Annotated in this window: 13 protein-coding genes and 1 other RNA gene; 13 read left to right on the plus strand and 1 reads right to left on the minus strand. The window is 34.1% G+C overall.

The features are described from left to right. The first annotated feature begins 10 nt into the window (after nt 1-10). The 6 genes from PHF10_02565 (at nt 11) to serS (ending at nt 7,178) form a co-directional block, all read left to right on the plus strand. Nucleotides 11-661 carry a PIG-L family deacetylase gene (locus PHF10_02565; GenBank protein ID MDD5534612.1) on the plus strand — a complete coding sequence of 217 codons (651 nt, stop codon included), beginning with the start codon at nt 11-13 and terminating at the stop codon, nt 659-661. A gap of 24 nt (nt 662-685) precedes the next feature. Continuing rightward, nucleotides 686-3,103, plus strand: a complete 2,418-nt coding sequence (locus tag PHF10_02570; protein MDD5534613.1) for a NosD domain-containing protein — start codon at nt 686-688, stop codon at nt 3,101-3,103. 315 nt (nt 3,104-3,418) lie between these two features. Beyond that, nucleotides 3,419-3,877, plus strand: coding sequence for a transcription elongation factor GreA (greA, locus tag PHF10_02575; GenBank protein MDD5534614.1), 459 nt, complete (start codon nt 3,419-3,421; stop codon nt 3,875-3,877). 144 nt (nt 3,878-4,021) lie between these two features. Continuing rightward, on the plus strand, nt 4,022-4,246 hold the full coding sequence (locus PHF10_02580; GenBank protein MDD5534615.1) for a hypothetical protein: 225 nt from the start codon (nt 4,022-4,024) through the stop codon (nt 4,244-4,246). 109 nt (nt 4,247-4,355) lie between these two features. Further along, nucleotides 4,356-5,822 (plus strand): lysine--tRNA ligase, encoded by a 1,467-nt coding sequence (gene lysS, locus PHF10_02585; GenBank protein ID MDD5534616.1) that lies wholly within the window; start codon nt 4,356-4,358, stop codon nt 5,820-5,822. 27 nt (nt 5,823-5,849) lie between these two features. Next, nucleotides 5,850-7,178, plus strand: a complete 1,329-nt coding sequence (gene serS / locus PHF10_02590) for a serine--tRNA ligase (protein ID MDD5534617.1) — start codon at nt 5,850-5,852, stop codon at nt 7,176-7,178. 433 nt (nt 7,179-7,611) lie between these two features. Here the strand turns inward: serS and PHF10_02595 are convergent, their stop codons facing one another. Continuing rightward, entirely contained in the window at nt 7,612-8,010 is a 399-nt protein-coding gene (locus PHF10_02595; protein MDD5534618.1) for a hypothetical protein, read from the minus strand. Nucleotides 8,011-8,085: 75 nt separating this feature from the next. Here PHF10_02595 and alr point away from each other — a divergent pair, with 75 nt between their 5' ends. The 7 genes from alr (at nt 8,086) to PHF10_02630 (ending at nt 14,030) form a co-directional block, all read left to right on the plus strand. Beyond that, nucleotides 8,086-9,279: an alanine racemase gene (gene alr / locus PHF10_02600; GenBank protein ID MDD5534619.1), complete on the plus strand. Its 1,194-nt coding sequence runs from the start codon at nt 8,086-8,088 to the stop codon at nt 9,277-9,279. Further along, the gene (locus PHF10_02605; protein ID MDD5534620.1) at nt 9,272-9,550 is read left to right on the plus strand and encodes a DUF5654 family protein; all 279 of its coding nucleotides are present in this window, start codon (nt 9,272-9,274) and stop codon (nt 9,548-9,550) included. The genes alr and PHF10_02605 overlap by 8 nt, the downstream gene beginning before the upstream one ends. 101 nt (nt 9,551-9,651) lie before the next feature. After that, entirely contained in the window at nt 9,652-11,325 is a 1,674-nt protein-coding gene (gene recJ, locus PHF10_02610; protein ID MDD5534621.1) for a single-stranded-DNA-specific exonuclease RecJ, read from the plus strand. Nucleotides 11,326-11,336: 11 nt separating this feature from the next. Beyond that, nucleotides 11,337-11,741, plus strand: a complete 405-nt coding sequence (locus PHF10_02615; GenBank protein ID MDD5534622.1) for a ribonuclease HI family protein — start codon at nt 11,337-11,339, stop codon at nt 11,739-11,741. A 61-nt stretch (nt 11,742-11,802) separates the two neighbouring features. Beyond that, nucleotides 11,803-12,102: a hypothetical protein gene (locus tag PHF10_02620; protein MDD5534623.1), complete on the plus strand. Its 300-nt coding sequence runs from the start codon at nt 11,803-11,805 to the stop codon at nt 12,100-12,102. 102 nt (nt 12,103-12,204) lie between these two features. Beyond that, nucleotides 12,205-12,598: RNase P RNA component class A (gene rnpB / locus PHF10_02625), an RNA gene on the plus strand. A gap of 55 nt (nt 12,599-12,653) precedes the next feature. Continuing rightward, nucleotides 12,654-14,030, plus strand: coding sequence for a sugar transferase (locus tag PHF10_02630; GenBank protein ID MDD5534624.1), 1,377 nt, complete (start codon nt 12,654-12,656; stop codon nt 14,028-14,030). The last annotated feature ends 1 nt before the right edge of the window (nt 14,031 follow it).

Below are 14,031 nucleotides of genomic sequence, written 5' to 3' on the forward strand. Positions count from 1 at the left end.
TAAAATAAATATGGGTTTTGATATTTTATCAAATAAAAATACAAGAGTTCTTCTGTTAGTAGCTCATCCCGATGATGAAACTATTTTTTGTGGCGGTACAATGCTTCTTTATCCCTATTGCCAATGGGCGGTGGTTTGTATGACCGATGGACCAGGAAATGCTCCGCGTGAAGAATTCGAAAAGGCCATAGAAAAATTTAAAAAATTAGGAGTCAATATTATTTCATACTTATGGCTTGGGCAGGAAAAATTTAAGAAAACAAAAAAGGAAATGAGCGAAGCAGAAAAAAGGGTTATAGAATCAGGAAACAATACCCTAAGATTAAAATGGAAAACCGAAATTGAACAATGTAATTTTAATCCAGACATTGTAATAACTCACAACGAAAGAGGCGAATATGGTCATATAGATCATAAAGAGCTACATTTAATTATAAAAAGTTTATTTTCTAATGTTTGGGATTTTTTTTATCCTAAGCACAATGAAAATAAAATCACCTACAAAAAAAGAGAAAATATTGAATTAAATAATGCAATATTAAAAATAAAAAGAGATATCATCCACGATATCTATAAGTCCCAAGTTGATAATTTAAAAGGTCTTCCGGATTTATGTGACTACGAACTTAATAAGGGACCAGAAATATTTATCTCAAGTTAGTTTTAATATTTTAATTTGAATTATATGAAAAAACAATTTAAAATTTTATCAATTCTAGCTATTTGTGTGATATTAAATTTTGTATTAATTAAACAAGCTTGTGCTGAAACTGAAGTTTCGGGTAATATCACGACGGATACTACTTGGACGTTGGCAAATAGTCCTTATATTGTAACTGCCACTGCGCAGGTTTTGGGAGGCGTTAGGCTTACGATTGAACCAGGGGCTACGATTAAGTTTAATGAAGGTACGGGGTTAAATGTTGGCGGAGAGTTAATAGCGAGAGGAACTCAAATAAATATTATTAATTTTATGCCCAATCAAAGTCTAAATTGGGGTGGAGTTAAATTTTTAGACTCAAGTATAGACGCTGTTTTTGACGAAAATGGAAATTATAAAAACGGAAGTATTATAGAATATAGCAATATAGAAAAAGCAGGATATTATTCTACTGTAGTTGGGAAGAGGTATGCTATTGATATTGATAGTGCTTCCCCCTTTATTAGCAAAAATACAATAGTCGACAATCTCTCTGAAGCTATTTGGGCTATGCATTCTTTTGCTCAAATTACAAATAATGTTATTAGCAATAATACGGCTGGGATAACCATTATTTATGATTCGCCCACAATCAAAAATAATAAAATATTTAGCAATAATAACTCAGGAATCCATTTTTATAATGGAGCAAATCCTATTATTACTTCAAACAGTATATACGACAATAATTATGGGATTTCTACTTGTTTATATCCCAATCCACCAAAGATAAATAATAATAATATTTTTAGCAATAATTATAATATTTTTTTACAAAATTGTGGTGTATTCAGCGAGATAGACATGACTAAAAATTGGTGGGGGACAACAGACATTTCTTCTATTAATTCAAAAATTTATGATTATTATGATGATATTTCTTTGGGTAAAGTAAATTATGAACCTTATGGCCTATCTGAACTAAAATTCGACGGAACAGATGCATTTAGTTCCGCACCTATAGTCGCTTGTACATCTTTTGTATATAGCGACTGGTCTACTTGCCAATCTAATGGCATACAAACCAGAACCGTAATTTCATCTTCCCCCTCTAGTTGTACAGGCGGTAATCCAGTGTTGACACAATCCTGCACATATACTTCGCCGACTTGTACTTCTTGGACATACTCAGACTGGAGCACCTGCTCCACTGATGGCCAACAAAGAAGAACAGTTGTTTCTTCTTTCCCTCTCGACTGTATTGGCGGTAATCCTATATTAACTCAGTCTTGTATTTATATTCCGTCAACCTGTATTTCATGGATTTATTCCGATTGGTCTGTTTGTCAATCTAATAATATGCAAAATAGGTCTATAATTTATTCTTCTCCAAGTGGTTGCTCTAATGGAAATCCAATATTGACTCAATCTTGCACATATATTTATACTCCACCAACTTGTACTTCGTGGACATATTCTAATTGGAGTGCTTGTATTAATAATCAACAAAGCAGAACAATGATATCGTCACAGCCTACAAGCTGTATTGGCGGTAATCCTATATTAATACAAACTTGTAGTCTTACACCAGCCTGTTCAGAAAACGACTGGACGTCTATTCTAACTCCAACGGCCTGTCCAAATAACAGTCAACAAACAAAAACATGGTATAAAATAGGACAATGCCAAGAAGGGGTTACTCATCCATCTACAGAAACAATTAGTTGTAATTATCAAGCACTTACTTGTACTGATTTCATATACAATGATTGGAGTGCGTGCGGTTTAAGCGGTGTGCAATCAAGGACAGTATTTTCTTCTTCTCCAGCAAATTGTATAGGTGGAAATCCCATATTAAATCAAACCTGTACTTATATTCCTACCTGTATAGCTAATAATTGGTCTTGTGGTAATTGGTCTAGTTGTTCTTCAAATGGTACTCAAACTAGAATATGCAATAAAATTTTAAATTGCGATGGAGGCGTATTGTCGCCTGCAACTACACAATCATGTATTTATACATCGCCAGAAAAACAAGAAAATATCGGTTCACTTTCGGACGGAACATTGGCCAGAATAAAAGGTACGGCCGGTGTTTATTTAATCTATAATAACCAAAAACGCCCCATTAAGAGCGCTGCGGTATTTCTGGGCAGAGGTTATAAATGGAAAAATATAATTGACGTTGATGCGAATATATTAAATGTTTATCCTACGGGCTCAGAATTAACAATTTCAGAAGCAATAAATATAGTGCCAAAAAATCAAGGTATTAAAATAAAGATTAATGTCCCAAGTTTGCGAGTCAGAAGTTTACCTAATGCGAGTGGAAAAATTATTACTTCAGTTAAGAGCGGAAAAGAATATCAAGTGATTGAAGAACAAACCGGTTGGTATAAAATAAATTATAGTGTTAATAAAACAGGCTGGATAATGAGCCAATATACTAAAATAATTAAATAGATAACTATCCGGAATATAAATTTTATCCACGCCTCAAATCCGAAGAGGGTTTGTATAAAAAAATAGTTTAGTTCACGGAAGCGCCTTCGTTCCTCGACAAGCTCGGGACTTCGGCTTCTTCTAATTTTAAATTGATTTTATTCAGAGATTTGAAGCGGGATTCTCAAGGTTATAGCAAAAATTGCTTCATTTTTTTGAACTCGCAATTTTTGATAACCTTGGAAAGTTTTCCACAAGGGGATTTGACTTTTACTAAATACCTGCTACAATGATATGAACTAATACCAATTAACTCGGTGTTTTTTTAATTTATTTATGACATTTTTCTTAACGCCTGAAGGGCGAAAAAAAATTGAACAAGAATTGGAAGAATTAAGAAGCGTAAGAAGGCCGCAAGTTGCGGACCGGATTCGTGCTGCCAAAGAATTGGGGGATTTAAGTGAAAATGCGGAATATACGACAGCCAAAGAAGAACAGGGATGGATTGAAAATGAAATAATAAGATTGGAAAATTTATTGAGAAATGTTGAAATTATAGATAACCACCAGAAAAATAAAGATGTGGTCAGAATAGGTTCAACGGTTAAAATTAAAATTAAAGATGATTTTAAGACCTTTATGATTGTGGACAGCGAAGAATCTGATCCGGCGCAAGGCAGAATTTCCTATGAATCTCCTATGGGACAAGCTCTTTTAAATAAGAGACTTAATGAAAAAATTGAATTTCAGGTTCCAAGCGGTTCTACAACTTTTACGATTATTGAAATTAAATAAAATAATTATTTATCAATAAAAAAGACCTTCTCAAAAGGTCTTTTTTAATTGTGGATAACATTTTATAAATATGCTATAATGATATAAGTGATAAAAAGGAGGTGAAAAATGAAGGAACCATTGAGATTTAATTACTTTTCGAGTATGATAATAATCATATTCGGGGTAACAATATTGATGGGAGTATTTTACCTTATCGGTTTTGGACTTTGCCAAATTGCAGTTATCCCAAGCATAGTAACTCAATGTCTCGGATTTGAGATAATGAGTTGTTTTATGCCGATGTTGGTTGGCGATTTGGCAGTATGTGTGGTTTTGGCAATCTGGTTTGCTTATTGGTATGTTAACATTTTAATCTGGGGTTCCTAAAATAGGGCTTCTGTAAAAACAGAGCCCTATTAATTTAACAACAATATTAGGGGATTGTTTATTTTTAAAATAATGTTATAATTATTTTATTAAATTTAGTCGCAAATCTATGATTAACGAAGAACAATCAAGAATAGAAAAATTAGAAAAAATCAAATCAAGCCAAGTCAATCCATATCCGGCTTTATCCGAGAGGTCTCATACTGTAAAACAAGCGATTGATGATTTTGATAAATTATCGGAAAAAGAAACTTTGGTAATCTTGGTTGGACGTTTGGTTTTATTGCGTCTGCATGGTAAGGCGTGTTTTGCCAATTTGGAAGATGGAACGGGCCGTTTTCAGATTTTTTTCGCCCAAGACAATGTTGGAGAAAAAGAATATCAATTCTTTACGGAAAATATTGATGTCGGAGATTTTTTGGAAATAAAGGGTCATCTTTTTATTACCAAAAGAGGCGAAAAAACCATTAAAGCGACAAGTTGGAAACTTTTATCCAAGGCTCTTCTACCGCTTCCGGAAAAATGGCACGGTTTGTCTGATGTGGAAACCAGATATCGCCAAAGATATTTGGATTTAATCGCCAATCAAGAAGTAAAAGATATTTTCGTTAAACGGACAAAAATGATAAAATTAATCAGAGATTTTTTCAATCTCCGAGATTATATGGAAGTCAGCACGCCTGTTCTCCAAGGAATAGCCGGCGGAGCAATTGCCCGACCGTTTGTCACTCATAATCACGCTTTGGATATTGATTTATATTTAAGAATTGCGCCCGAACTTTATTTAAAAAGATTGATTATCGGCGGATTTGAAAGAGTTTATGAAATTGCCAAATGTTTTCGCAATGAGGGCATTGATGCTTCTCATAATCCCGAATTTACTCAAATAGAATTTTATCAATCATATGCCGATTATAATGTTCTGATGAGACTAACCGAAGAATTATTTGAATATTTATTATCAAATTTGGAAGGAAAATTAACCATTGAATATCAAAATAATACTTTGAATTTCAAATCGCCTTATCCGCGATTGGAATTCAGACAAGCGATTAAAAATGAAACAGGTCTTGATATTGAAGAATATCGAGATTTAAAAGGATTGATTGAACAAGTGAAAAAACTTGGCATAACAGTTGAAAAATCATGGGATAGAGGCAAAATTTTGGACGAACTTTTTAAAGAGCGCGTCAGGCCAAAACTCATTAATCCAACTTTTTTAATTCATCACCCGATTGAACTTTCACCCTTGGCCAAAAAATGTCCGGATAATCCGAATTATGTGGAAAGATTTCAATTATTGGTGGCCGGAATGGAAATTTGCAATGCTTTTTCCGAATTAAACGATCCTTTGGATCAAGAATCAAGATTTAATGAGCAAGATAAATTACGCGAAAAAGGGGATCAAGAAGCACAAGGTCTTGATGAAGATTTTGTTAAAGCTTTAAAATACGGCATGCCGCCTACAGCCGGCGAAGGAATTGGCATTGATCGTTTAGCTCTTATTTTAACCAATACTTGCAACATTCGGGAAGTAATTTTGTTTCCAATTTTGCGACCTAAGTCGGAAAAATAATCCGTTAATTGAGTAATTTAATTCATTATGTTAGATATTAAATTCATCAGAGAAAATAAAGAAAAAATCAAGCAGAATATTATTAATCGGAAAATGGATCCGCAAAAAGCTGATGTGGATGCGTTATTGGAATTGGACGAAGAATACAGAAAAAAATTAACAGAAGTGGAAAATATTCGCGCTGAGAGAAATAATTTAACTGCAGGCAAGGATGAGGCGATAAGGGCCAAAGGAAAAGAATTGAAAGAAAAATTAAAAACCACCGAAGAATCCCTTGAAGAAATTAAAACTAAAATGGACAAATTGGCTGTTTGGATTCCGAATTTAATGAGTGAAGACACGCCGATCGGCAAGAGCGAAGACGATAATATTGATGTCAGAGTTTGGACGCCGGAAAAAGGATATTTGGATAAATCTTTACTGGGAAAGGGATTTGAAGTCGCCACCCAGATGCCAAAATCTGATTTTCCGGGCAAAGATCATATTGAATTGGGCAAGGATTTGGATATTATTGATGTGGAACAAAGCGCCCTGACTTCAGGTTCAAGATTTTGTTACTTGAAAAAAGAAGCGGTTATTTTGCAATTCGCGATTATTGATTTGTTATTCAAAGAACTTTTAAGAAGAAATTTTATGCCCATGGTTGTGCCTTTAATGGTCAGAGAAAGAGTTCTTTTCGGCACCAGTCATTTTCCGGAAGGATATGATCAGGTTTACAAAATCAGCGATGAAAACGTGGAAGATAAAAATAAATTATTTTTAGTCGGTTCTTCCGAGCCTTCTCTTTTCGGTTATGGAATGGACAAAAGATTTTCAGAAAAAGATATGCCTTTTAAAATGTGTTCTTTGTCTTCTTGTTTCAGAAGCGAAGTCGGTTCTTGGGGAAAAGACGTTCGCGGAATAAAAAGAGTCCATCAATTTGATAAATTGGAAATGGATGTTATTTGTCTCCCCGAACAAGCAGATGAAATTTTTGAAGAATTGGTGTCTATTAACGAATGGCTGTTGCAACAACTTAAAATGCCTTATCGGGTGATTCAGAAATGCACCGGTGATGCCGGTTATGCGGCCAGCCACAAGCAATATGATGTTGAAACTTGGAGAATAGCGGCTAATGAATTTATGGAAACAATGACTGATACCAATGCGACTGATTTTCAAGCCAGAAGATTGAATATCCGTTATCAAAAAAATAATAATGAAAAAGGATATTGTTATACTGTTAATGATACGGGCGTGGCCTTGGGAAGAATGATTTTGGCCGTTCTGGAAAATTATCAGCAAAAAGACGGATCAATCTTGATCCCCGAAGCTTTGCAAAAATATTGCGGTTTTTCAAAAATTGAAAAAAAGTAAATATTGTATTTATAGATTTGTTAAATAAAAAAATAAGGTGCCAGTTAAAATTTGAACTGGCACTTTATTTTTTTATCTCTAAGGTAATGAAGCCAAACTTAAGTAAAATACGACCATACCACAAATGGATACTATATGGCTTATAATTGTGGTTTTGCTTATTGGTATGGGCTTATAATACTGAGGATATTTCTGTGTCATATAGTCATTATACGAATTACTACAATATGACGAAGCTGCTGTAAGTTGACCAAAAATAAACATTCCAAAGCCAACCCACACCAAAATCAATTTGACTTCCATTTTTTCCTCCTTTGTAAAAAATCACTTTTTTAATGAGTAATCTTTATATTTAAATTATAGCAAAAATTTTATATTTGTCAAGTTATTTTTATAATTTAAAAAGGACTGATTTTTTATATCAAGTCCTTTTTTATTTTTGTTCTTTTGGAGCCGGCAAAGCCTTTATAAAAGGATATCCGATGGTAATTAACATTAAGAAATCACCCGGATAAGCCTTAGACATTTGGCGTAGAATTTCGAAACGTATTTTTTCTTCTTCCTTTCTACTCAAAAGTTTATATTTTTTTATATAATCTTCCAAGCTCGATTTTAACTCCAGTTTGCATAATCTTCTATCCATTTCATCTACCTCTTTCTTCATGTCATCAATTAATTTACCCAACTGATCCATGGATTCACCCAGTTGATCAAAAGGTTTTTTTATACTTGATAACCAATTACTGGAACGCCATAGAAATATGATTATGGCAATCGTAGCAGCTAAAGAAAGAATCGGTTGAAGAAATCTAAAAATTTCAAGAACAATCATTTTTCCTCCTTTTTAATTTATTATATCAAAAATTTTATACTTGTCAAATCGTTTATTTCTGATAAAATATACATCATGCTCACTTGGATTGAAATTAAAAAACAAGCGATTAAACATAATCTTGGCCAATTCAGGAAAATTATCGGGCCGAAGGTGAAATTAATGGCTGTGGTTAAAAGCAATGCTTACGGCCACGGAATAGTTGAAATAGCCAAAATTGCCTTAAAATCAGGGGCTAATTGGCTGGGGGTGGTTAATTTAGACGAAGCGCTGATGCTTAGGCGGGCGAAAATCAAAGCCCCGATTTTTATTTTAAGCTACTGGCCCCTCACTTGCGGGCAAGAGAGAGACTACTGGGAAATGATTGACCAAGTAAAAGAGGCGATTAAGCAAAATATTGATTTTCCTGTTTATACTTTTGAGCAAGCTGAATTTTTATCAAAAACCGCTAAAAGCATTAGAAAAAAAGTTAATATTCATATTAAAATTGATACCGGCGCGACCAGAATAGGCGTCTCAACCGAAGAAGCGGTTAATTTTATAAAAAGTATTAAGAATCTGCCAAATTTGAATATTGTCGGAATTTTTACTCATTACGCCGAATCAGAATCAAAAGATCAATCTTATACCAATCAACAAACGGAAAAATTTCAAAAAATATTATCTTTGTTAAAATTTTTCGGCATTAAAATACCCTTGATTCACAGCGGTTGTTCGGCTTCAACAATTAATAATTCAAAAACATTTTTTAATTTGGTCAGAGTCGGCCTTGGCATGTACGGCCTTTATCCATCTGATTATACGAAAGTAAATGCTCAAAATAAAAAAAAATCCGCCCGAGGCGGATCGGCCTTGGGTCGAAAAGTTAAATTTGAACCGGCCTTATCATGGAAAACAAGAATTATTCAAATTAAAAATGTGCCTGCCGGAACTTTTGTCGGATATGACAGAACTTATCAAACAGATAAAACGACAAAATTGGCTATTTTGCCAATCGGTTATTTCGACGGTTATGATCGCCATCTTTCAGACTGCGGCCAAGTTTTGATTCGCGGTAAATATTGCCCGATTCGCGGAAGAATTTGCATGAATTTAATAATGGTTGATGTCAGCAAAATACCTGACATCAAAGAAGGGGAAGAAGTGGTTTTAATCGGTAAACAAAATAAAAACGAAATTACAGTTGATGATTTGGCCAAGAAAATAGGCACTATCAATTACGAAGTAGTTTGCAGGATTAATTCATTAATTTTAAGAAAATATGTCTAAACAAAATCAAAAATCGCTTAAATTGGAAATCTTGGAAAAATTATCTTCTTTAATTACAGCCGGTTTCGGTTTAGTGGCGGCCTTGGCTTGGAATGAAGTAATTCAAGATTTTTTTGCTACAATTTTTCCAAAACCAAATATGCTCTTGGGAAAATTTATTTATGCCGTTATTATTACTTTGATTATCGTTATTATTACCGTGAAACTGGGCAATATTATAAGCAAGCTTAAAGAGGCGATTAGCGAGGAAGAGAAAAATGAACCCCGCTAGAAATTTTTGTATTAGTAAGTTATTTAGCGGGTTATTTATGTAATAAATTTATGGCAATTTCTAACGGGGTGAACAATAAAAAATGGGAGTTATCCCAAAAAATGCCAAATGATTTTAAAGATAAATTTCCGGAAATTCATCCGGTGATTTTGCAATTGTTTTACAGTCGCGGACTTAAAACCCAAGAAGTGATTGATGAATTTCTTTTGCCTGATTATTCGCAAGACTTGCACGATCCTTTTATTTTTCAAGATATGGCCAAAGCGGTAGACAGAATTTATCAGGCCATTGAAAAAAAAGAAAAAATTTTAATTTACGGAGATTATGATGCTGACGGAGTCACGTCTTCAGCTGTTCTGTTCAATGCTTTCACAAAATTGGGGACGGAATTTTTAAAAGTGTATATACCAGATCGAGAAAAAGAAGGATACAGCTTGCATAAAAAAGCGATTGAAAAATTTATTGAAGAGGGAATCAATTTGATTGTTACTTGCGATTGCGGCACTACGAATAAAGAAGAAGTGGAACAAATAAATCAGGCAAAGATGGATATTATTATCACTGATCATCATCCCACCACTCAAGAACTGCCCCCGGCTTATGCTATTATTAATCCTCAATTGCCGCGCGAAAAATATCCATTTCGTTCTTTGGCTGGCGTGGGAGTTGCCTTTAAATTGATTCAAGCTTTATTAAAAGATAAAAGATGCTTAATTCCGAATAAAGAATCTTTTGAAAAATGGATACTTGATTTGGTGGCTATCGGCACTATTTCTGACGTTATGCCGCTTTTGGGCGAGAATAGAACTTTAGTTAAATATGGATTGGTTGTTTTGAATAAAACTTCCAATATAGGTTTAAAAGCTTTAATCACTCAGGCAGGCTTGACTTTGGGCGCGCTGGATACTTGGAGTGTTAATTTTCAAATTGGGCCCAGAATTAATGCCGCGGGCCGAGTCAGTCACGCTAATGATGTTTTAAACTTATTTTTAGAGACAGACCAGGAGAAGGTTAATGATTTAGCTATACATTTAAATTCTTTGAATACAAAACGGCAAAAGGCGGTGGATAAAATTTTAAAAGATATTAAAAAATCTCTAGGCGAAGAGGTTAAAGATAAAATAATTGTGGTTTGCGGTGAAGATTGGCCAGCCGGTCTTCTGGCAATAATTGCCGGAAATTTAATGGATAAATATTTTAGACCGGCAATAGCTATATCAATTCATAAGGAAGAAATATCTATGCGAGGTTCGGGCAGATCCATTCATGGTTTTGATTTGGCTAAAGTTTTAGAAAAATTTCATCATTACTTTTCTCATTATGGCGGCCACGCAAAAGCTTGCGGTTTTACATTGAAAGATAAAAATAATTTGGAAATTTTTATTAAAGAATTGACTCAACTGGCAAATGATAAATTAAAGGATGAAGATTTGTGTCCAAGACTTTCAATTGACGCGGAAGTTAGTTTATCCGAAGTTGATTGGAGTTTATATGACGACTTAAAAAAACTTGAACCGTTTGGACAGAATAATAATTGCCCTAATTTTTTGGTTTCCAATGTTAAATTGGACAATATTGAATCAGTCGGAAAAACCAGTCAGCATTCCAGATTAATCATTGAGAAGAGAAAAATGATTTATTTTAACGGCAATCAAAAAATGACTGAATTGAAAATAGGTGATAAAATAGATGTGGTGTTTCAACTAAGTATTAATCAGTGGAACGGCCAGCAAGAATTGCAAATGAAAATTGTTGATATTAAAAAAGCTAACTAAGCTTATATACTATGAAACTTATATTATATACAGATGGAGGCGCGAGAGGCAATCCCGGTCCGGCCGGCGCGGGGGGTGTAATTTATGATACTGACAAAAAAGTCGTAAAAAAATTTGCCCAATTTTTAGGCAAAGCAACCAATAATCAGGCTGAATATCAGGCCCTGGTTTTAGGGTTGGAATTGGCCAAAAAATTGTCCGCAAGTGAAGTAGATTGTTATTTGGACAGTTTATTGGTGGTTGAACAGATGAATCAAAAATGGAAAATAAAAAATAAAGAATTAAGCGTTTTATTTGTTAAGGTTTGGAATCTTGCACAATCTTTTGAAAAAGTTAATTTTTATCATATCCCGCGCGAAAAAAATGAGGAAGCGGATAAACTAGTTAATGAAATTATTGACAAAAATACTCTTTGATATTGACAAAAATTAAAAATAATTTAAAATTAAATGCAAATAGTTCTTTAAGGAGGTAATTATGCAAAAACAAGAATGGTCAATAGAGAAACCATGGTGCGTATGTCTTGGATCATCAGGTCCAATATTTATCGGTAAAGTGCAAGAAGATGATATTGGAGGTGTTTACGTAAAACGCTCAGAAAAACCAGGATATTACAGGGAACTATGGAATCCGCCGTATGTTTTGAGATTTGAAACAATAATTGAGGCAATTATAAAATTTGCCAATCTTTCTCATAAACATTTGAGACAAATAAAAGATAGCGCATTATTCTGTTTTCCATCTGAAGAAGAACGCATTCAGGAGATTAAATCCTAGGATGCACGGTTTTTGTAAAAGAGGGGTATAGGCGCCTACCCCTCTTTTTTATTTTTAAAAAACTAGAAGATTGACAAATACATGATTTTCTGCTATTATTTAACAGCAGACTGGATAATTGCCCCCCACCACTTTTAGACCTTATTTATGTTTATTTATTATAGAGTCTAAAAGTGGTGCGGGGAGGAAAGTCCGAACACTTCCCTGGCTTTAGTCAGGGAGCAGGGTAGCGGGTAACGCCCGTCCACAGTAATGTGAGAGGTGCGAACAGTGACGCCGCAATCCGAAAGGGTTGAGGCTTCCGAACTTGTTCGGAAGAATCCCAAAAGTAATTTTGGGAGTGAAACGGCCAAATCCTTACCTGAGTGAAAGACCAAAGGCTTTGTGCTTTGCACAAGGCAAGGTAGGTCGCCAGAACCTTGATGTAAATCAGGGTCCAGATAAATAATTATCGCCTTTCGGGGTACAGAATTCGGCTTATAGGTCTACAACAAAAAAATGGGCATTCTTGCCCATTTTTTATTTTTTTGATATACTAATACTGTATTCTTATGAAAAAATCAGATCTCATATTTTCTACAATTTTACTGCCGGTTGATTATTTAATGTTGATTTTATCGGGTATTTTTGTTTATTATTTAAGATTTGCCGCTTTAACCGAGTTGCGGCCGGTAATTTACGAAATACCGTTTGGCAGATTTTTTATTACCATTATTTTTGTCGCCTTGACTTGGTTGGGAGTTTTTGCTTTAACCGGATTATATGCTTTGGGAGAAAGAAGGCATTTTTCTCAAGAATTCGGCAAGATTTTTTTGGCTTCCACGGTTGGGATAATGTTGATTGTTCTTTTTATATTTTTTAATGGTATTTATTTTTCTTCCCGTTTTATTATTTTGGCCTGTTGGATTATGGCGATTGTTTTTGTCAGTTTGGGCAGAATCTCGGTTCATCTTATACAATTACTTTCTTATCGGCGCGGTAAAGGATTGGAGCCGATTTTAATTTTTGGAAAAGGAAAAATTGCCGAAGAAATAATGCAAAATATTAAAAATAATTCAGGTTTGGGTTATAAAATTTTAGACAACCCGTTAACAATTGATGAGCTTTTAATAAAATGGAAAAATCAAGCCAGTAATATTACTCAAATTATTCAGGCAGATCCTAATCTCGAACAAGATCAAGCATTAAAATTGATTGATTTTTGCAATGAACATCAAATCACGCTTAAATATATACCTAATGTTTTTGGGACATTATTCAGTAATATAAGAACTGAAACTTTTTGCGGTTTGCCGATTATTTCCATTAAAAGAACCGCGTTGGAAGGATGGGGAAGGGTGATAAAAAGATCTATTGATATAATTTTATCAATTTTCAGTTTGATAATCCTGTTGCCGTTTTTTTTGATTATCGCAATATTGATTAAATTAAATTCAAAAGGGCCGGTTTTTGTAAAATTAAAAAGAGTGGGAGGGCGCGGAAAAAAATTCAAACTTTATAAGTTTCGTTCAATGGTTAATAATGCGGAAGTTTTTAAAAAAGATTTAATGAAATATAATGAACGTACCGGACCGCTTTTTAAAATAAAAAATGATCCGCGCATTACCAAGGTTGGTAAATTTATTCGCCGTTATTCAATTGACGAATTGCCTCAACTTTTCAATGTTTTAAAAGGAGAAATGAGTTTGGTGGGGCCTCGGCCGCATGAACCGGAAGAAGTGGAAAGTTATCAAAAACATTATAAGCAACTGTTGATTTTAAAACCGGGCATTACCGGTTTGGCGCAAATTTCGGGTCGTTCCGCTTTATCCTTTGAAGAAGAAGCAGAACTGGATATTTATTATATTGAAAATTGGTCTTTAAGCTTAGATCTGCAAATTTTATTAAAAACAATACCTGTTGTTTTAAGCGCCCGAGATGCCGCATAAT

The sequence above is a fragment of the Patescibacteria group bacterium genome, assembly GCA_028716665.1.
Classification (GTDB): Bacteria; Patescibacteriota; Patescibacteriia; order UBA2591; family JAQUPP01; genus JAQUPP01.